The organism is Aliiroseovarius salicola (genome assembly GCF_027891095.1).
GTDB classification, from domain to species: Bacteria; Pseudomonadota; Alphaproteobacteria; order Rhodobacterales; family Rhodobacteraceae; genus Aliiroseovarius; species Aliiroseovarius salicola.
Map to the genome: position 1 here is coordinate 93,909 of NZ_JAQIIO010000007.1, position 19,693 is coordinate 113,601.

A 19,693-nucleotide genomic window follows, 5' to 3' on the forward strand; every position below is an offset into this window, starting at 1 on the left:
TTATCGCAACCAATTTTCCCTCAAGAAAAAGGGCCCGCAAATCGCGAGCCCTTTTGTGTTTCTTGTGACCGGGATCACCCGTTGAACCATCCCGAAACGGATTTCACTTCGAGGAAGTCCTCGATGCCCAGCTCGCCGCCTTCGCGGCCGATACCGGATTGTTTGTAGCCACCAAAGGGCGAGCCTCCGGCGCGCGAGGTGCCGTTGGCTTCGACCATGCCGGACCGCATCTGGCGGATCACGCGGTTCAGGCGTTCGCCGTTCTGGGTTTGCACATAGTTGGTCAGGCCATAGACCGTGTCATTGGCGATCTCGACCGCTTCTTCTTCGGTGTCGAACGGGATCATGGTCAGGACCGGGCCAAAGATCTCCTCGCGGGCGATGGTCATCTGGTTGTTGGCGTCGGCAAAGACGGTGGGTTTAACGAAATAGCCTTTGTTCAGACCCTCAGGGCGACCAAGACCACCGGCGACAAGACGCGCACCTTCGTCGATGCCAACCTTGATCAGGTCCTGGATCTTGTTCCACTGCAATTCGCTGACCACCGGCCCGACATGGTGGCCTTCTTTCGACGCTACATCCACGGCGGTTTTCTCAGCGGCTTCACGAGCAATCTCGACCGCCTGATCGTAGACCCCGCGCTGAACCAGCATCCGCGACGGTGCATTACAGCTTTGGCCGGTGTTCTGCATCATGTGGCGTACACCGCGCTTAACGGCCTTGTCGTCGGCATCGTCAAAGATGATGTTCGCACCTTTGCCGCCCAGTTCCAGCGCCACGCGTTTGATCGAATCTGCTGCGGATTTCGAGATGGCAATGCCTGCGCGTGTGGAGCCAGTGAAGCTGATCATGTCCACATCCGGGTGCGAAGTGAGCTGTGATCCCACGCCCATGCCGTCGCCATTGACCATGTTATAAACGCCAGCTGGCACGCCCGCCTCGTCCATGATTTCAGTCCAGATAATGGATGAAAGCGGAGCGATTTCCGACGGTTTCAATACCATGGTACAGCCTGCGGCAAGTGCTGCGATTACTTTCAGCGCCACCTGATTCATTGGCCAGTTCCATGGGGTGATCAGCGCGGTTACACCAATCGGTTCGTACAGAAGGCGGTCATTGGGGGCATGATCCCCCAGCATCCGGTCGAACTCGAACTCTTTGAAAGCTCTGATGAAATTCTTGATGTGTGAGCTTCCCGACGTGGCTTGGCTGTTACGTGCCAGCTCAATGGGCGCACCCATTTCCATGCTCATTGCCTGTGCCAGGTCTTCGTTCCGGCTCTTGTAGACCTCAAGAATGTTTTCAATCAGCGCGAGGCGTTCCTCTTTGGATGTGACACTCCATGTCTTGAACGCCTCTTTGGCCGCGGCAACGGCAGCATCGGTGTCAGCCTGATCGCCGAGAGAGATCACGGCGCAGACCTCTTCGGTCGACGGGTCAATCACCTCAAAATCATTTGCTTTGGCCGGGGCGACCCACTGGCCGTTGATGTAAAAGTCGCGTTTCTCGATCATATTCCTGACTCCATGGACGGATTTGGCTGCACTCTTGCACCGCTTTTATACATGTACAAGAGCATAGTCCAATAATTTGATCAAATTATCCCGTAAGGCATGGCGATTGCCAGAATTTGCTGCACAATTTCAGAAGTTAGCCAATGGCCACGTGTTTGAAGAATGCATCCACCTGAGCTGATTGGGGCAATGTTTGCGAAATCACGGGACGAAACGCGGCGCCGGGCATCTGCGGGGTGACAGAGATTCTTTAGTGCTGCAATAGCAAGAGGCGCCCGATGGCGCCTCTTGTTGACATGTTATTTCAGCGCGGCTTTTGCAGCTTTTAAGGCAGCTGTCAAAATGCTGCGGTCCCCGACATGGTTGGCCAGAACCAAAAGAAGACGAGCATTCAAAGCATCGCTTTTTTCTTTCGTCAGGTCCTCATGGGCGGCCAGTAGTTCGGCATAGAAATCATCCGCGCCATCAATATTTGGGGTCAGGATCAGGTCGGACATATCGATTACTCCTTGCCAGTGGCGCGGCGGATGGCTGCGCGCATAAGGTTTTCATCATAGTTGGGTCGACGCGCGGCCACGTGCTGATCGGGGCGGATCAGGTAGACGGCACTGTCCGCCTCTCCCAGATAACGTTCCTTAAGAGCGCCGGTTTTGTCATCCTTGACCGAAAGGGCAAGCCGGGTGACCTCAATCCCGTCTTCCTCAAGACTTTCTGGCGCATCCGCATCAATTGTCAGGAGGGTAAATTTGCCCCCAAGCTTGGGCAACAGGAACTCATCCCCCAGTGGTGCATCCGGACAGGCAGACCCGGGTCGGGTGCGGGCGGGACCAATGAGGGCATCTGATGAGTTGAGCGGTGATCCGTCATAGGTGCAGGGCACGGACAGGCGACCGGAGTTGACCAGCGGGCGGGCAAATTCGAACTGTTCCGAAAGGTCGAGGACTGCATCCCGCAGAATGCGGCTCGTTTCGGATTTCGGTGTGATGAAATCGGTGGAGCGGGTTGAGTTCATGATGTTCTCATCCGCGCCATGGATCCGTTCAATACTATAGCTGTCCAGCAAGCTCTCGGGCGCTTTACCTTCCATCACCAGCTTCAGTTTCCAGCCCAAGTTGTCAGTGTCCTGCAACCCGGAGTTCGCCCCCCGTGCGCCAAAGGGCGAAACTTGGTGGGCGGCGTCGCCCGCAAAGAGCACACGGCCATAACGGAACTGCTCCATCCGGCGGCATTGGAAGGTGTAGATCGAGACCCACTCCAGCTCGAATTTCACATCCTCACCGAGCATCGCCTTGAGGCGCGGAATGACGTTTTCCGGCTTTTTCTCTACTTCCGTGTCAATGTCCCAGCCTAGTTGCAGGTCAATGCGCCAGACATTGTCAGGCTGCTTGTGCAGAAGAGCGGATTGGCCGCGATTGAAGGGAGGATCGAACCAGAACCAGCGTTCGGTTGGGAAATCCGCCTCCATGATCACATCTGCAATCAGGAAGTTGTCTTCGAACACGCGACCCGCAAAATCGAGCCCCAGCATCTTGCGTGCAGGTGAGCCTGCACCGTCACAAGGCACAACCCACTCTGCCTCTAGATTGTAGGGCCCCTCGGGCGTATCTATTTCAAGCGTCACATGATCGTCATGCACACCAATTGCAGTGACTTTGTTGTTGCCACGGATCTCGATCGGAGCGCCAGCCGCCTCGAGCTCGCGCACGCGGTTCACGAGGTATTCTTCGAAGTAGTATTGTTGAAGATTGATGAAAGCCGGTCGTTCATGCCCGACCTCGGGCAGCAGATTGAACTGATATACCTCCCGGTCGTCGAAAAAGACCTTGCCAACATCCCATTCGACCCCCTTGTCGACCATCGGTTGGCCGCAGCCCAGACGGTCAAGGATTTCCAGCGGGCGTTTTGCAAAACAGATGGCACGCGATCCAAATGACACCTTGTCATTGTCATCAAGGATCACCACCTCAATGCCCTCCTGGGCCATTTCAATACCCATAGCGAGGCCAATTGGGCCAGCGCCGATCACCACGACTTTGCGCCGCACCGAGATATCGGTGTCCTGATCGGGACTCCGCTTATAGGCATAAAGCGGGACTTCAAAAATTTTCGTCATGTCGTTCCTCCTCCGACAAGGGGCCGGACAGATATCCGGTTAAGGGTTCGGCGCGTCTCTCGCGGACCAGCACCCCCTCCTGAATGCGGGTCCGCTTTGTTGTGTTTGTTGCCTCCGGCGGGAATTGTCGGACCAATGATGACCCGATGCCGAAGGAATTAGCCCTGCAATGCCTCCCACATGTCCAGATCGCGTTGGGCGGTCCAGATGCGAGGAGTGTCGATGCCGCGGGCTTCGTCATAGGCACGGGCGACGTTGAAAGGCAGGCAGTGTTCGTAGATCGCGTAGTCGGCGAATTTCGGATCACATTCTGCGCGCACGGCGTCCCAGGCTTCTTTCAGTGTACCATTGCGGGCGGCCACTTTGGCGGCGGGGCGATAGGTGCTTTCGACAAAATCGCGGGTGTTTTCGATGGCTGCGTTCACCATCTCTTTGCCGACCAGCGCATCGCCACGACCGGGTGCAATCGCATCCACGTCAAACGCGGCGATGTTATCGAGCGTATCACCCCAATCGCTGAAATGCCCGTCACCACAGTAACACGCTGAGTGGTATTCGACGATGTCACCGGTGAACATCACGTTTTCATCCGGCACATGGATCACGATGTCGCCTGCGGTATGGGCGCGGCCCAGATGCATCAGGTCGATGCGGCGGTTGCCGAGATAGACGGTCATGTCATCCGAGAAGGTGGTGGTCGGCCAAGTCAGGCCGGGAATGCTCTCGTGGCCTTCAAACAGGCGCGGGAAGCGCTGGAACTCGCTGTCCCAATCTTCCTGCCCACGTTCCACCACCATTGCGCGGGCAGTATCGCCCATGATGATCTGATCTGCTCCAAAGGCAGACGCACCCAGCACGCGCACCGCGTGATAGTGGGTCAGCACCACATGAGAGATCGGCTTGTCGGTCACCGAACGCACGCATTCGATCACCTTGTTTGCAAGGCGCGGCGTGGCCTGTGCCTCGACGATCATCACGCTGTCATCGCCAATGATCACGCCCGAGTTCGGGTCACCTTCAGCGGTGAAGGCATAGATGTCCTTGCCCACCTCTTCAAAGGTGATCTTCTTCTCACTCATGTCCCCTTGGGACGCGAAAGCTTTTGCCATGGTTGGGTTTTCCTTCCTAGACGCAGGTAGAATAACGTGATTCTGTTCCTGCATGTTTGATCGACGTCATATGCCCTATTGGGCCGTTTTCGTTGTATTTGCCGGCTCTCTGGTGGTTTTGTTGGCAATGGGGCGGAACCTCTATTGCCCTTGTGGCTATGTGTTGCCCTGGTATTCCGGTGATGACAGCGGGCAGGGCTCGCAACATCTTCTGGACTGGTATGCGCCCAGCCATTTGATCCACGGTATCCTGTTTTATGGGATCACCTTCCTGACCATGCGCCGCTTTGCGCTGGGCTGGCGGCTGCTGGTCGCGACCGTGATCGAATGCGCGTGGGAGATTGCCGAGAACACCGAAGCCGTGATCAACCGTTACCGCGAATTCACCGTTTCGGGTGAATATTGGGGGGATGCGGTGATCAACTCGGGCGCCGACATTCTGGCAATGTTTCTGGGCTTCTGGATGGCGCTTCGCTTGCCGATCTGGGCCTCCGTTGCCATTATCATCGGCTTTGAAACACTGACCACTTACCTGATCCGGGATGGGCTGGCTCTCAATATCATCATGCTTTTGGTGCCCTCCGAGGCAATCCTCGAATGGCAAAGTGCGGCAGGGTGAACCTGCCGCTAGCTGGTGATATGAATGCCGTTTCATCTTCGGATCAACGTTTGAACGGGTCGTCCAGCGCGGGCAGGATCATTCCCGAGCAGTCGCCAAACCCGATCTGATAGCCGTCACCCTTGGCCGCCCCTTTCAGGGTCAGCGTATCGCCATCCTCAAGAAAGCTCCGCTCGTCGCCCGTTTCCAGCGTAATCGGCTCTTTGGCGCCCCATGAAAGCTCCAAAAGCGAACCACGGCTGTCCTTGGTCGGGCCGGAAATGGTGCCGGAGCCCAAGAGGTCACCCACGGTCATGGCGCAGCCCGAGGTGGTGTGGTGGCAGGCCTGCTGTGCAGGGGAATAGTACATCTGGTTGTAATTTGTCCGTGCGATGGTGCTTTCCGCTTTCCCTTCCGGGGTCAGTGTGACCTCAAGGTCGATGTCATAGAGCATCGGGCCGGGCTCGGTCAGGTAGGGCAGCAGGTCCTTCTCGCGCTCGGGTGTCGAGGTGCGGAAGGGTTCCAGCGCCGGTTTGGTCACGATCCACGGGGAAATCGAGGTGGCCGTGGCCTTGGCCTGAAACGGCCCAAGCGGCTGGTATTCCCAAGCCTGGATATCGCGTGCGGACCAGTCATTCAGGAGCACATAGCCAAATATCGCGTCATCCGCTTCCTGTACGGTGATCGGGCCGTCGGTGTTCTGGCCGATGATCGCACCCATCTCAAGCTCAAGGTCAAAGCGCGCACAGGGGGCAAAGCGTGGCATCTCATCATTCGGGCCTTTGAGCTGCCCCCACGGGCGACGCACATCGGTGCCGGATACCACCACCGATGAAGCACGACCGTTATATCCGATCGGAATGTGCAGCCAGTTCGGCGGCAGCGCGTTCTCAGGGCCGCGAAACATCGTGCCCACGTTGAAGGCGTGGTTCTTGCCTGCATAGAAATCGGTGTATTCCGATACGAGGAACGGCATGTGCATGGTGGCATCTGCCTGCGCGACCAAGAGCGGTTCAACGGCCTCTTGTTCGCCGGAGTTTTCGCCCAGCAATTGCTCCATACGGGTGCGTAGGGTTGCCCATGCGTCGGACCCCAGTTCCATCACCTCGTTCCAGAATGGCACATCAAATACAGGATCGTCGCTGATCTCGACCAGACCCGCTTCTTCGGCGGCGGCCATGTCGAGGATCATGTTGCCAATGGCAACACCGCAGCGCGGTTCCTCGTCACCGACGGAGAAAACGCCATAAGGCAAGTTGTTCAGTGGAAAAGGCGTGTCAGCGGAGTTGGCGCTTTCTACCCAGGATTTTTTCAGTTGGCTCATGATCTCTCACTCTGCATCAAATTGGGCCTCGGGCGCGGCATTGGCAAATGCTGGCAGCGCGAGGCAGGTTTTTTCGATTTCGGTCAAGCGCGGATAGGGGGACAGGTCCAGCCCCCAGCGTCGTGCATTGTAATACTGCGGTACAAGGCAGATATCGGCCAGTGTCGGTGCGTCGCCAAAGGCAAATTTCGTGTCTTTCTGCACCAGCTGCTCAAGGGCCTCAAAGCCCTTCTCCATCCAGTAACACATCCATTCTTTTTTAGCATCCGCATCTGCTCCGAACATGTCACCGAGGTGATTGGTGACGCGCAGATTGTTCACAGGATGGATGTCCATGGCGATGACATGGGCGGCGGCCAAGACTTTGGCACGCAAAACCGGATCAGTTGGCAGCAATGCGGGGGCAGGATTGAGTGCTTCAAGATAGTCGATGATGGCAAGCGATTGGGTCAGCACCGTACCATCTTCCAACTCCAGCGTGGGCACCAGATGGGAAGGATTTTTAGTAGCATACGCTAGCGTATGTTGCTGCCCGCCATCCTTGACCAGATGCACAGGGATCATCTCAGCCTCAATCTGCTTCAGATTCAGGGCAATCCGAACCCGATAGGCCGCGGATGAGCGCCAATAAGTATAGAGTTTCATGCTCATTTCTCACCCATCATTTTTTACCGGGCAAGCCGTCGAATTTCTTTTCAAGGCTGTCCCAGCAATCGATATATGCGTCTTGCAAGGGCGCCTCTTTTGCAGCGAATTCGGTTAGGTGCTGCGGAAAGCGGGTTTCGAACATGAACGACATGGTGTTGTCGAGCTTTTCTGCCTCAAGGTCCGCATTCGACGCGCCTTCAAACGCATCACGGTCCGGTCCGTGTGGCAGCATCATGTTATGCAGGCTCACGCCCCCCGGAACAAAGCCCTGCGGTTTCGCGTCATACTGGCCATAGATGTTGCCCATCAGCTCGGACATGATGTTCTTGTGGTACCACGGCGGGCGGAAGGTATTTTCCGCCACCATCCAGCGTTCGCGGAACAGCACAAAGTCGATGTTCGCAGTGCCAGGATGACCCGAGGGTGCAGTCAAAACAGTGAAAATCGACGGGTCTGGATGATCAAACAGGATCGCACCGACCGGGCAATAGGTGCGTAGATCGTATTTAAAAGGTGCGTAATTGCCGTGCCAGGCGACCACGTCCAGCGGCGACTGGCCGATCTTGGTCTTATGGAACTGCCCGCACCATTTGATGGTGATGGTCGAGGGCACTTCACGATCTTCAAATGCCGCGACCGGCGCCTTGAAGTCACGCGGGTTGGCCATGCAGTTCGCGCCAATCGGCCCGCGTCCTGGAAGTTCGAATTTCTGACCATAGTTCTCGCAGACAAATCCGCGCGCAGGCCCGTCAACCAGTTCCACCCGATAGACCAGACCACGGGGAATAATACCGATCTCTTTCGGTTCCAAATCGATCACGCCAAGTTCGGTATAAAACCGCAGCCTGCCATCCTGCGGAACAACCAAAAGTTCACTGTCGGCCGAGAAGAAATAGTCGTCGACCATCGATTCCGTGACCAGATAGATATGGCTGGCCATGCCTACCTGCGTGTTCACGTCACCCGCCGTGGTCATGGTGCGCATCCCGGTGATCCAGTTGAGCCCCTCTTTAGTGGGCACCGGATCCCAGCGATATTGACCAAGAGAAATCACGTCCGGATCCACGCACGGCGCGGACTTCCAGTACGGCATATCTACCTTGCTATAGCGCGCCGAGTGTTTCACCGATGGGCGGATGCGATAGCACCATGTGCGTTCTGGCGGGTTGGCGGTAAAGGCCGTGCCTGAGAGCTGCTCGCCATACAGTCCATAATTGCAGCGTTGCGGGCTGTTCATGCCCTGCGGCAAGGCTCCGGGCAGCGCTTCGGTTTCAAAATCATTCGCCCATCCGGGCATATATTCCACATCCGTGCCAACATTAGACACCGCGCGCTGCATCTCGCGCTGATCGCGTTCCTTGTTCATGTTGTTTCCCTGTTTCTGCCGCCAAACAAGCAATACGCTACGGCGGATCCTTTCGCTGGTTAAATAATATTGTTGCATTTGCAATGAAGTCAAGAAAAACAGGCCCGATGGTCGGTTTTGTAGGAAGTGATGACAATTTGAGAGGTTAAGCGGGTATAAACGCCTCTCTGCTATCCACATTTCTGGGTGAATAGAAATGAGGTGGTGGGATGCGTGCTGATGGGCAAGCGCCAATAATAATCATCAAGAAAATAAAGAAGAGTGGTGGCGATGGTCACCACGGGGGGGCCTGGAAAGTGGCCTATGCGGATTTCGTAACTGCCATGATGGCGTTTTTTCTCTTGATGTGGCTTTTGAATGCAACAACGGAAAAACAACGCAAAGGGATTGCGGATTATTTCAGTCCGACCATCCCTGTGAACCGTGTGTCTGGTGGAGGGGCCGGCTCGTTTGGCGGAGATTCGGTTTTTACCGAAGAAACTCTGGCACAATCCGGAAATGGGGGGCTGCCGCGCAACCCGACAGAGAATAACGATGGTGAACATTCGGGCGGGCGCCAGGCCGATGAAGCGGCAGAAGACATAAGAGCGTTGGAAGAAGTCGAAGAGTTGTTAAACGGGAAGTCTGGCGAAAGCATGGTAAGCGATGACAGTCGTCGCCACATCATCACGCGTGTCACGGATGAGGGTTTGCTGATCGAGCTATTTGACATCGAGGGCGAGCCATTATTCGAGCCAAACACCAAAGTCCCGACCGCTGTGACGATTGAACTTGCAGGTGTCATGACACGCATCTTTTCCTTGGTTAAAAACGGCGTTTCTGTTGAAGGGCATGTGCGATCTCAACCTGTCGTGGTTGCCGTAAATACCGCTTGGAAACTGTCTGGAGATCGCGCGAGTGTCATGCGCGAGTTGCTTGAAGAGCAGGGTTTGGAAGGGGGACGCATTCGCCGGGTTGCCGGTCATGCAGACCGGAAACCGGCCGCACGAAATCCGATGGCATTGCGCAATAATCGCATAGAATTGATCCTTTTGCGCAGGCGTTAAAACAGGCTTGGGGATCCTCTGGAAGACATCAAACCAATTCGGATTTTAGTTGTTAGGCTGCTGTTAAGAGGTCGACGGCTAAGGTCCGGATTGAAAATATTGATGCAGCAGAAAGGCGCACCATGACTATTTCTTCCTCTTTGAGTGCCGGCGTCGCCGGGCTGTCCGCAAATGCAACCAAACTTGCGACAATCTCCGACAATATCGCAAACTCATCGACCTTTGGCTACAAACGCACAATAGCCGACTTTCAAAGCATGGTCATTGGCGGGAATGCTGGTGCGGGAACCTATTCCGCAGGGGGCGTCGGTGTCTCTACACAACGGCTTATTGATGAGCATGGCCCCCTTATTTCGACCTCCAACCCGTTGGATATCGCAGTTGGTGGTCGCGGCATGTTGCCGGTGACACAGGAAGTGTTTCTGGGCTCAGGCTCTGGTGACCGGCCCATGATGATGACCACTACGGGGTCGTTTCGCACGGATAGCGAAGGGGTGCTGAAAACAGAAACCGGACTTGTCCTTCTTGGTTGGCCCGCAGATGCCGATGGGAATGTCGGAACCTTCCCGCGTGATACGTCTGCCGGACTTGAACCCGTAGTGATCAATGCCAACCAGACCGCAGGCGACCCGACAACGCGGCTGAAATTGGGGATCAATTTGCCAGCAGTTGATACCGAAGTTGGAGCGCCCGGTGATACCCTTCCCTTGGCGGTGGAATATTTTGGCAATCTTGGGACGTCAGAATCCCTCAGCATCGCATTCACGCCATCAGTCCCCACCACAGGGATTGCACCCTCTAACGCATGGACAATGGTGATCCGTGATAGTGCTGGTGGCAATAATGTGGTCGGTGAATACACGCTGACATTTGACGATAGTCGCGCCGATGGCGGGACATTGGCGTCGGTGAGTGTGGTTTCGGGTGGTGCCTATGATGCTGCCACTGGTGAATTGGCCCTGACCGTCGATGGTGGCCCTTTGACCCTGACAATCGGCAAGATTGGGGATCCGAATGGGCTGACGCAATTATCAGACAGCTTTGCCCCGACCTCAATCACCAAAGATGGTTCACCAGTAGGGAACCTGACTGCGGTCGAAATTGATGAGCACGGATACATCAAGGCGACCTACGATACGGGCTTTACGCGCACAATCTATCAAGTGCCTCTGGTGGATATCCCCAACCCAAATGGACTGAGATCTCTGTCAAACCAAGCCTATCAGGTCTCACCGCAATCCGGGTCATTTTTCATGTGGGATGCTGGGGATGGTCCAACAGGCGAAATCATTGGGTTCGCACGTGAAGGGTCTACAACAGATGTGGCAGGGGAGTTGACTTCACTGATCCAAACGCAACGCGCGTATAGTTCCAATGCCAAGGTCATCCAGACTGTGGATGAAATGTTGCAGGAAACGACCAACATCAAACGATAACTTCCGGGGTGGGTATTGGAGGTTAAATCATGGGCATTTCAAGCTCAATGTACAACGCCCTGTCGGGATTAAACGCAGCATCCCGCGCGGCCACATTAGTGTCATCCAATGTCGCAAATGCCATGACAGAGGGATACGCGCCGCGTTCGCTTGAACTGTCTTCCCGCTCCCTCGCGGGGACCGGATCAGGTGTCTTCGTTGAAGGCGTGACGCGACATACCGATGATGTTCTTCTGGGGGATCGCCGCCTGAGCGATGCCATGGTCGGATATGACAGCACCAAAGCTGACTTTTTTAATAGTTTAGAGAGCTTGATCGGAACGCCCGATCAGCCCGGATCATTGTCTGGTCGCATCGCCAGCCTCGACGCCGCCCTGATCGAAGCGGCAGCCCATCCGGAAAGCAATGCCAGGTTGTCTGCGGTGAATACTGCCGCGAACAACATCACGGACCATCTCAATTCGACCTCCAAAGCAATCCAATCTGCGCGCTTGGAGGCAGATCAGGCGATTGCACATCAGGTGCAGAGGTTGAACACAGGTCTAAAGCAAGTCGAAGAACTCAACGTTAAGATCCAGGAGGCGCAGGCGCGGGGAGTCGATCCGTCAGGCCTGATGGATCTGCGACAACAGACAATCGATGGTATTTCGCCAATCTTACCGCTCAAGCAGCTGCCCAGAGAGAACGGAAGGGTGGCGTTGATCACCACAGGCGGCGCCGTCGTTTTGGACGGAAAAGCGGCCCAATTCGAATTTACATCGGTCAATATGATCGTGCCCGAAATGACTCAGGCCAGCGGTGCACTTTCCGGTTTGAGTATGAATGGCCAATCGCTCCAAACCGGTGGTGAACGAAGCCCCATTGCCGGTGGATCACTGGCCGCGCAATTCGAAGTAAGAGACGAATTGGCGGGCGAGGCGCAGAAGCGCCTGGACGGATTTTCGCGGGACCTGATTGAACGATTTGCAGATCCCGCATTGGATCCAACTCGGGCATCTGGTGAACCGGGATTCTTTACAGATAATGGCAGCAGTTTCGATCCCACCTTTGAAATCGGGCTGTCGTCGCGCATTTCGGTCAATGCCGCAGTAGACCCCGCAAAAGGAGGGCAAACTCGGCGCATTCGGGACGGCCTTGGAGCAAGCGTGCCCGGCGCTGTTGGCAACGCACAGTTAATCAATGATCTAGCGGATGCTTTGGGAAAATCCAGGGTGCCGGCATCCGGAGGATATGGTGGAGCCGCCCGATCCTCTTCTGATTTGGCTGCCGACTTGTTGTCATCGGTCAGCGCTGATCTGGCCGATGCCGAAACGCAGCGCAGCTTTTCCATGTCCCAATACAACACCCTGAAACAGATGGAACTTTCGAAGGGTGTGGATACCGACGCAGAGATGCAGAAGCTGATGTTGATTGAACAAGCATTCGCGGCCAACGCGCGGGTCATCACTGTTGCGGATGAAATGATCCAAACACTCATGAGCATTTGATGGAGGCGGATGATGTTTAGCACATTTGGAGATCTTGCCAGCACATTCCATGCTCGCACATTCAGTGCGCAATTGAAGTCTAATATGACGCGGCTGGGGGGCGAGTTGACAACCGGACTCAAGGCGGACCTTTCGTCCGCCGTTTCTAGAGATTTTGGCCCTCTGGCCAGTATCGAGCACAGTTTAAAAACACTTGAAGCCTACAGGACTGCCACCAACGAAGCTGCGACCATCGCCTCTGCGGCCCAGTTTTCGATGGGTGCCATTCAAACACAAAGCGAAGAACTCTACATGGGCATGATCTCAGCCAGCACCACCGGCAATGTCACCTTGATCGACACAACAGCCTTTGACGCCCGCCAAAAATTTATCGGAGCAGTATCGCAATTGAATACAAGTGCGATGGGCAGGACCTTGTTTGCAGGAGCAGCAACCGATGGTCCTGCGTTGATGAGGGGCGAAGATATGCTGGACGCGATCAAGCTTGAGATTGCCGGTGCTGGTACCGCTGCCGATGTCTCCATGCGTATTGATACCTGGTTTGATGATCCTGCTGGAGGATTCGCGACCTCGGGATATCTTGGTGCTGATACGACTATGGGACCACTTCGACTGGGAAATGGTGAATCCGGTGAGATGGGTCTGCGGGCGGATGATCCCGCCATCAAAAATGTTCTCAAAGCCATGGTGAAATCCGCTGTGATTGCAGAGGGTGCTCTAAATGGGGATGTAGAGCAACAGACGCGTTTGGTGGAACAATCTTCGAACGAGCTGTTGAGCGCGAATGGTAAATTCACCGTGGCACGTGCCGCTGTTGGGAGCCTCGAAGCCCGTATCGAAGATGCGCAAACCCGAAACGGCGCAGAAAAATCGTCGTTGGAGATATCGCGCAACGAGCTGCGTTCCGCAGATCCATATGATACAGCGGCGGAACTTCACGCAGTTCAGGGTCAGCTTGAAAGCCTTTATACGGTCACGGCTTTTCTTTCGAAACTTTCGTTCACGGATTATATGCGATGAAAACTCTGATCGCGGCGGTTGCTCTTTTTCTCATGCTGTTTGGGTCGGCGCTGGCCAATAGCATTCGTATCAAAGATTTGGTCGAATTTGATGGCGTGCGAGGGAATGACCTGATTGGGTATGGGCTTGTTGTCGGTCTGAATGGAACGGGGGACGGCATTCGCAATGCGCCGTTTACAGAAGATATCATGTCTAACATCCTCGAACGGCTTGGAGTGAATATCACGGGTGAGCAATTTCGACCCAAAAACGTTGCAGCGGTATTTGTGACTGCAACCCTTCCCCCGTTTGCACGATCCGGATCACGAATTGATGTCACTGTTTCTGCGATTGGAGATGCGAAAAGCTTGCTTGGTGGCACTTTGATAATGACACCGCTGAACGCCGCCGATGGCGAGATTTATGCGGTCAGCCAAGGCACCGTAATTGCAGGGGGGGCTTCGGCCGAAGGTGAGGGTGCAGCTGTCATTCAAGGCGTTCCGACAAGTGGAGTAATTCCTTCAGGCGCTCGGGTCGAGCGTGAGTTGGAGTTCGATTTCACCAAACTGAAGTCGATCCGCCTGGCGTTGCGAACACCTGACTTTACGACGGCGGAACGTATTGAGAGTGCAATTAACCAAAATTTCGGTCGAGTGGTTTCACGGATGCTGGATAGTGGAACGGTGCTGGTGGACATTATGGCCACGAAGGCGCTTTCTCCGGCGCACGCGCTTGGTGATATTGAAAACTTACGGGTAGCCCCAGAGCGCAAGGCAAGGGTTGTGGTTGATCAGAGGTCGGGAACCATAGTCATGGGAGAGGATGTTCGTATTAGCCGTGTAGCTGTTTCTCAGGGAAATCTGACACTTCGTATTCAGGAACAGCCACTGGTGGTGCAACCCAATCCATTTACAGATGGCGAAGCAATAGTGGTGCCGCGAACCGATGTCGCCATCCATGAAGAGCCGGGAACCGGCCTGGCGGAAGTCAGCGGAGGGACTTCTCTTTCAGAGGTAATTGCTGGTTTGAATGCGCTAGGCGTTTCGCCACGTGATATGATTGATATTCTTAAAAGTATTAAAGCCGCAGGAGCACTGCATGCAGATTTTGTGGTCAGGTGAACGCGCAACGCGGTATGGAAACTCTTTTCTTTCTCACTATCTCACCGCTTCCCGATATTGTTCCACATTGCGAAAATGGCCAAACTAAATACGCTGAAATACCGAGGCTTGAAGGATCCTCGATTGCTCTGGAGCAAACGCAGAAAGATCTTCAGCGGAAACATGCAGGCACAAATTCATTGATATAGCTTGTTGGGTATTTAATGCGAACGAGGTGCCAGGACTGCGCCAGCGTCAGTTTAACCCCACGATTAATTTGACGGGGCTTTTACATATCTTGGCGAACAATGTCTGTAACCAAGACATCATATACCGCGCTACCCATGATTTTTGTGGCGACTTCTTCAAGCCCCATCCTCAGGCTTGAAAGCTTTACGGAATCGGTAAAAACTCCGTCGAATCCACCCAGATTTGCGTGATCAAAAAGCACCTGCAAGAACGCGTCCCGTAACTTCGGTTCCTTCTGATAAAACTCTTCACTGCTGCCAGCAGCGATTTCCAGACTGAGAGACAGGGCAACCAAAGATCGGACCTGCCCTTGTCCCACGACGGGAATGACGAATTGATTGTTCATTTTCACGAAATCGCGGTTAAGGTTTTCTTCGGCATCATGAGCGCTTTCGGAATGTGGTGCGTTCGCAGCATGCGAGGAGCTTTCCAGCTCCCCACATGGATTGATCTCAACGATTTCGGGCTCGGGGCGCAACATGAACCCAGCGCCAGCACCTCCACCTAAGCCAATGAACGCTAACAGGATTGGTAGTATTTTTCCCATTTTAGTCTCCCGCTCAGAAGGGCAGAACAATATCTGCGATTTGCTGTCCAATGCGGGGTTGCTGGACATCCGAAATTGCTCCGCGACCACCATAGGAGATCCGGGCGGAAGCGATCTTGTCATAGGGGATTTCATTTTTGCGAGAGATATCTTCAGGCCGAACAAATCCCGTAACCAGCAGCTCACGCAGCTCATAGTTCACGCGAACCTCTTGTGTCCCTTGAATTTGCAATACCCCATTGGGCAAGGTTCCCGTTACGGTTGCCGCCACGCGAAGTTGCAGTTTTTCATTGCGCCGGATCGTGCCTTTTCCACCAGAAGAGCTGCTGGAGCTTAAATCCACGGATGACGCCATAGAGGCTCCATCGGGGAGAGATTTGTCAATATTCTGTGGGATTCCAAACAAGGATGGGATGGCCATTTTCTCCGATCCATCGCGGGATCGCGAAGAGTTGTTTGAGAACTCTGCCCGGTCGTTGATTTCGATGACCACAGTCAAAATATCTCCCGCTTGCTGTGCGCGTCGATCACCAAGCAAAGACTGCCTGCCGCGGCTCCAGGTGGATGCATGCGCGACTGGGGTGACTGCAAGCTTTTGCCGGGGCAAGGGTGTGGTTGCCATGGCTTGATGTTCCTGATTGATCTCAATCGGGCTTAAGGATGGTGCTTTGCCAACCTGTTCCAGACGGGAGCAGCCCGAGATTGTGGTTGCCAAGGTTAAAGAAATTACAAGGAGACGCATGTTTACCTCTAGGATCCGGGAATCTGTGGTGGAGCGACAGTGACACTTCCGTCCGGGCGGACCGTGCCGGTGATGGTTGAACGTGAGGACAGATTCATGACGCGAATCCTGTCCCCCACCCCCCCGCGGGAAAGGGATCGACCCTCTGCTGCAATCTGCAGGCCCCCTGTGTTGTAAAGCAGACGGACAATCTGATTACGATCGATCAAAGCGGGTGGGCCAACATCTCCGATGCGAATGGGCCGCCCTGCATACAGCACCACCCGCGTTTCCATTCCCACCAGCTCGTCAACTGATATGTAAGAGCCGGGAACATCGCCGGGCGAGAGTTTCAGGTCGGCTTCGGTGAGCACGCTATGCGCCCGCATTGTCCTGCCAGCCAGCACCGTATCGGCATGGGCGGGCGGCGTTAAAATCGCCAGAAAGATCGCGAACAGGTATTTCATCACCGCACCTGTGTTGTTGCCGCGAGCATCTGGTCGGCTGCGGTGATAACCTTGGAATTGAGTTCATAACCACGCTGCGCAGAGATCAACTCGGTCACCTCGCGAACAGCATCGACGCTGCTGCTTTCCAGATAGCTCTGTCGAATGGTTCCAAGACCGTCTTCTCCTGGGACTGATGTCAGGGGAGCACCCGAGGCGGTGGTTTCCAGATACAAATTGGAGCCAATCGCCTCCAGACCTTTCTCATTCGTAAATCCAGTCAGTGTGAACGCACCTGCGAGTTCTGGTTCCACCACGTCCTTGAAATAGACGTAGACCTCGCCTTGAGCGTTGATGGAAATGGAGCGGGCGTCATTCGGTATGGTGATTCCCGGCGCAACAGGATGGCCGTCAGAATTCACGATTTGCCCATCTGGAGAAAGCTTCAACGCCCCATCCCGTGTATAGGCGGATACCCCTGACGGCAGGGTAACTTCGATGTAACCTTTGCCCTCAATCGCAATATCAAGCTCGCCTCCCGTTTGGGACAAGCTGCCCTGCTGTACTATCATTGTAACCGAAGAGGGGCGCACCCCCAGTCCAAGTTGGACACCGGTCGGAAGTACAGTGCCGTCCGAAGCGGCGATGGTGCCCGGACGTGAAGATTGTTGATAATGTAGATCGGCAAACTCGGCACGGCGCGCGTTGTAGCCGGTGGTATTCATGTTAGCGAGGTTGTTTGAAATGGTTTCAACCCGCATTTGTTGGGCCAACATTCCTGTGGCGGCGATTTGCAAAGAACGCATGTTACCTCCTTACTTCACGACAGTTTTGAGGACAGCGCGGATGCGTTCATCCTCTTTTTCCATGAAGTTCTGGCCCAACTCATAGCTGCGCTGAACTTCGATTATACGGCTGATTTCCTGGATGGGATTGACGTTTGAACCTTCGACAAACCCCTGCAAAATGGTCGCGCCTTCCAGCACGGGTTCCGTTCCGCCGGGCGCAGAAAATCGCACACCTTCTTGATGCTTCAAATCATTCACATCGGTTGGTAGGAACAAGCCGATCTGCGTAAGTGGTCGCCCATCAGCGGAGAGCGTGCCGTCAACAGCCAGCGAGATGGACTTTGCGTCCGGCGGGGCGAATATTGGGGCGCCACCTGCATCCAGAAGGCGCAGTCCGTCAGCCGTAACAAGCTCTCCCTCCGAGGAGGGGGTAAAGCTGCCAGCCCGGGTCAACAGGGGGCCGTCGGCTCCTTCGAGCATAAAGAACCCATCGCCTTCGATAGCGAAATCAAATGTGCCGTTGGTTTGGGTCAGCGCGCCTTGCTGCAGGTCGATCAGGCGTGCATTGGCCGCTCCCATCGACAAACTGTCATCCCCGGCTGAAAGCTTTTGAATAAATTCTGAGAAGACAATGCCTTCTCGGCGATACCCGCTCGTCGAGGCGTTCGCTATGTTGTTGGCAACGCTCTGCATTTCACGCATGAGGCCAGATTGGCGGGTGAGGGATGTGTAGCCGATGTTGTCCATGTCAGCTGCCCGCAATCAGTGGGATGATTTGGTTCTGGAAAAAGCCGGTCAACGTTTCAGTCATGAAACTCATGGACACCCAGAACACGATGAGAATGGCCGCGAGTTTGGGCACAAAAGTCAGGGTCATTTCCTGGATCGAAGTTAGCGCCTGAAACAAACCGACAACGACGCCTGCGACCAGTGCAACCGCCAAAATGGGAGTGGAGATCAGCACGGCATTCCACAATCCTGCCCGCAAAGTGTCGTAGAAGATCACATCGTTCATCATACCGGCATCCTCAAAATCTCCTGATATGCCTCGACGACTTTGTCGCGAATGGTAACTGCTGTTTCCACGGCCAGTTCCGTCTGCGCCAATGCTTGAACCAATGCGTGCGGATCGGCGTTGCCAGACATGGCAGCCACCGCAGTTTGTTCACCTTGTTTGACCGCGGCGGCAAAGTCGTTTGCCAAATTGGCGAAACTATCCGCCGCACCTTCCGCCCGCGCCTTTGGCTGCGTGGCTGGACGGGTGGCGGCGTAGCCTTGAGCCGCGATAGAGGATTTAACATCCATTCTGGAGTCTCCTATCTGCGTAGAAGTTCGAGCAGGCCTTTGGACATTTGCTTGGCCTGATCGAACATTTTGAGGTTCGCCTCATAGCTGCGCTGCGCTTCGCGCGCGTCAGCGATTTCGACCACCAGATTGACGTTCGAGCCGTCGTAGTAGCCTTTCTCATTTGCCATCGGATGGGACGGATCGTAGATGGCAGGCAAAGTGGTTTGATCGAGTTGCACCCGACCTGTTTCCACCAGCCCAGTGGTGCGACCACTTTCAACAATCTCGTTGAAGGAGACCGATTTACGCCGATATCCGGGCGTATCAGCGTTCGCGATGTTTTCGGATACATGGCGCAATCGTGCGGCTTGGCTTTTCATGCCAGAGGCCGCAGCTGCAACTGAGTTTCTCAGATCACTCATGGCGCCCCCCTACTTTCGACCGACCGAAGCCCGCATGATGTTCATCGAGCTTCTGTAGATGGCGAGGGCAAGGTCATGATCGCGCTTCGCTTCTGCGGACGCCATCATTTCCAGTTCCAGAGAGACTGAATTGCCATTCGGTGAAGTCGCCCCCTTGCGATGCACGACTTCGGCTTGCGAAGTGGTCTTTCCTTCAACAGATGCCAAACTATGGCCAGCACGCGTGGAGCGCATCTTGGTCGTCCGACCTGACATGTCATAACTGTTGGAAAAAGTGTCGAGATCCCGGGCGCGGTAGCCCGGTGTATCTGCATTTGCAACATTCTGTGCAATGGTCGACTGACGAGCTGCGGCATGTTGTGCCAGGCCTTGGCTCATCCGGAAAATATCCAATTTATCGAACATCGGGGCTTCTCCCTCGATTGGCTTCAACTAAGGCTTAACCCTGATTCCTTTAAAAACAGTTTCACGACCCAATAATCAGGAGGACGCC

At 54.8% G+C, this 19,693-nt stretch carries 22 protein-coding genes; 6 read left to right on the forward strand and 16 right to left on the reverse strand.

All coding sequences use genetic code 11. The features are described 5' to 3' along the window. Positions 1-74 precede the first annotated feature (74 nt). From O2N63_RS13395 to O2N63_RS13410, 4 genes are all read right to left on the reverse strand, one after another. The gene (locus O2N63_RS13395; protein WP_271054784.1) at positions 75-1,514 is read right to left on the reverse strand and encodes an aldehyde dehydrogenase family protein; all 1,440 of its coding nucleotides are present in this window, start codon (positions 1,512-1,514) and stop codon (positions 75-77) included. A 299-nt stretch (positions 1,515-1,813) separates the two neighbouring features. Continuing rightward, on the reverse strand, positions 1,814-2,011 hold the full coding sequence (locus O2N63_RS13400; protein ID WP_271054785.1) for a DUF2783 domain-containing protein: 198 nt from the start codon (positions 2,009-2,011) through the stop codon (positions 1,814-1,816). Positions 2,012-2,016: 5 nt separating this feature from the next. Beyond that, entirely contained in the window at positions 2,017-3,627 is a 1,611-nt protein-coding gene (locus tag O2N63_RS13405) for an FAD-dependent oxidoreductase (RefSeq protein ID WP_271054786.1), read from the reverse strand. Positions 3,628-3,785: 158 nt separating this feature from the next. Continuing rightward, a complete protein-coding gene (locus tag O2N63_RS13410) occupies positions 3,786-4,736 on the reverse strand; it encodes an MBL fold metallo-hydrolase (RefSeq protein WP_271054787.1) in 951 nt (316 codons plus the stop codon). 52 nt (positions 4,737-4,788) lie between these two features. Here O2N63_RS13410 and O2N63_RS13415 point away from each other — a divergent pair, with 52 nt between their 5' ends. Then, positions 4,789-5,355: a DUF2585 family protein gene (locus O2N63_RS13415; RefSeq protein ID WP_271054788.1), complete on the forward strand. Its 567-nt coding sequence runs from the start codon at positions 4,789-4,791 to the stop codon at positions 5,353-5,355. Between the two features lie 43 nt (positions 5,356-5,398). On the opposite strand, the gene fahA is transcribed toward O2N63_RS13415, so the two are convergent. The 3 genes from fahA to hmgA are packed head-to-tail and all read right to left on the reverse strand — an operon-like array spanning position 5,399 to position 8,672. Continuing rightward, positions 5,399-6,658 carry a fumarylacetoacetase gene (gene fahA, locus O2N63_RS13420; RefSeq protein WP_271054789.1) on the reverse strand — a complete coding sequence of 420 codons (1,260 nt, stop codon included), beginning with the start codon at positions 6,656-6,658 and terminating at the stop codon, positions 5,399-5,401. A 6-nt stretch (positions 6,659-6,664) separates the two neighbouring features. After that, positions 6,665-7,303 carry a maleylacetoacetate isomerase gene (gene maiA / locus O2N63_RS13425; protein WP_271054790.1) on the reverse strand — a complete coding sequence of 213 codons (639 nt, stop codon included), beginning with the start codon at positions 7,301-7,303 and terminating at the stop codon, positions 6,665-6,667. 16 nt (positions 7,304-7,319) lie between these two features. After that, positions 7,320-8,672, reverse strand: a complete 1,353-nt coding sequence (hmgA, locus tag O2N63_RS13430) for a homogentisate 1,2-dioxygenase (protein ID WP_408629820.1) — start codon at positions 8,670-8,672, stop codon at positions 7,320-7,322. Positions 8,673-8,881: 209 nt separating this feature from the next. Between hmgA and O2N63_RS13435 the strand changes: the two genes are divergently transcribed. The 5 genes from O2N63_RS13435 to O2N63_RS13455 all read left to right on the forward strand — a co-directional run bounded on the left by O2N63_RS13435 (position 8,882) and on the right by O2N63_RS13455 (position 14,761). Further along, entirely contained in the window at positions 8,882-9,718 is an 837-nt protein-coding gene (locus O2N63_RS13435) for an OmpA/MotB family protein (RefSeq protein WP_271054791.1), read from the forward strand. A 122-nt stretch (positions 9,719-9,840) separates the two neighbouring features. After that, on the forward strand, positions 9,841-11,154 hold the full coding sequence (locus tag O2N63_RS13440) for a flagellar hook protein FlgE (protein WP_271054792.1): 1,314 nt from the start codon (positions 9,841-9,843) through the stop codon (positions 11,152-11,154). Positions 11,155-11,201: 47 nt separating this feature from the next. Continuing rightward, positions 11,202-12,641 (forward strand): flagellar hook-associated protein FlgK, encoded by a 1,440-nt coding sequence (gene flgK / locus O2N63_RS13445; protein ID WP_271054839.1) that lies wholly within the window; start codon positions 11,202-11,204, stop codon positions 12,639-12,641. A 12-nt stretch (positions 12,642-12,653) separates the two neighbouring features. Next, positions 12,654-13,661, forward strand: coding sequence for a flagellin (locus O2N63_RS13450; protein ID WP_271054793.1), 1,008 nt, complete (start codon positions 12,654-12,656; stop codon positions 13,659-13,661). After that, positions 13,658-14,761, forward strand: a complete 1,104-nt coding sequence (locus O2N63_RS13455) for a flagellar basal body P-ring protein FlgI (protein WP_271054794.1) — start codon at positions 13,658-13,660, stop codon at positions 14,759-14,761. Before O2N63_RS13450 ends, O2N63_RS13455 begins: the two co-directional genes overlap by 4 nt. 268 nt (positions 14,762-15,029) lie before the next feature. Here O2N63_RS13455 and O2N63_RS13460 read toward each other — a convergent pair whose 3' ends face one another. Genes O2N63_RS13460 through O2N63_RS13500 form a run of 9 tightly spaced genes read right to left on the reverse strand, consistent with a single transcriptional unit; the run spans position 15,030 to position 19,605 of the window. After that, positions 15,030-15,536 carry a flagellar basal body-associated FliL family protein gene (locus O2N63_RS13460; RefSeq protein ID WP_271054795.1) on the reverse strand — a complete coding sequence of 169 codons (507 nt, stop codon included), beginning with the start codon at positions 15,534-15,536 and terminating at the stop codon, positions 15,030-15,032. Positions 15,537-15,549: 13 nt separating this feature from the next. After that, complete coding sequence (flgH, locus tag O2N63_RS13465) at positions 15,550-16,278, reverse strand: flagellar basal body L-ring protein FlgH (RefSeq protein WP_271054796.1); 729 nt, start codon at positions 16,276-16,278, stop codon at positions 15,550-15,552. A gap of 8 nt (positions 16,279-16,286) precedes the next feature. Then, entirely contained in the window at positions 16,287-16,724 is a 438-nt protein-coding gene (flgA, locus tag O2N63_RS13470) for a flagellar basal body P-ring formation chaperone FlgA (RefSeq protein ID WP_271054797.1), read from the reverse strand. Continuing rightward, positions 16,724-17,509 (reverse strand): flagellar basal-body rod protein FlgG, encoded by a 786-nt coding sequence (gene flgG / locus O2N63_RS13475; protein WP_271054798.1) that lies wholly within the window; start codon positions 17,507-17,509, stop codon positions 16,724-16,726. Before flgG ends, flgA begins: the two co-directional genes overlap by 1 nt. A gap of 9 nt (positions 17,510-17,518) precedes the next feature. Next, positions 17,519-18,238: a flagellar hook-basal body complex protein gene (locus O2N63_RS13480; RefSeq protein ID WP_271054799.1), complete on the reverse strand. Its 720-nt coding sequence runs from the start codon at positions 18,236-18,238 to the stop codon at positions 17,519-17,521. Position 18,239: 1 nt separating this feature from the next. Next, entirely contained in the window at positions 18,240-18,509 is a 270-nt protein-coding gene (locus tag O2N63_RS13485) for a flagellar biosynthetic protein FliQ (protein WP_271054800.1), read from the reverse strand. Next, complete coding sequence (gene fliE / locus O2N63_RS13490) at positions 18,506-18,796, reverse strand: flagellar hook-basal body complex protein FliE (protein WP_271054801.1); 291 nt, start codon at positions 18,794-18,796, stop codon at positions 18,506-18,508. Before fliE ends, O2N63_RS13485 begins: the two co-directional genes overlap by 4 nt. An 11-nt stretch (positions 18,797-18,807) precedes the next feature. Further along, the gene (gene flgC, locus O2N63_RS13495; protein ID WP_271054802.1) at positions 18,808-19,200 is read right to left on the reverse strand and encodes a flagellar basal body rod protein FlgC; all 393 of its coding nucleotides are present in this window, start codon (positions 19,198-19,200) and stop codon (positions 18,808-18,810) included. A 9-nt stretch (positions 19,201-19,209) separates the two neighbouring features. Then, positions 19,210-19,605, reverse strand: a complete 396-nt coding sequence (locus tag O2N63_RS13500; protein WP_271054803.1) for a FlgB family protein — start codon at positions 19,603-19,605, stop codon at positions 19,210-19,212. Between the last annotated feature and the right edge of the window lie 88 nt (positions 19,606-19,693).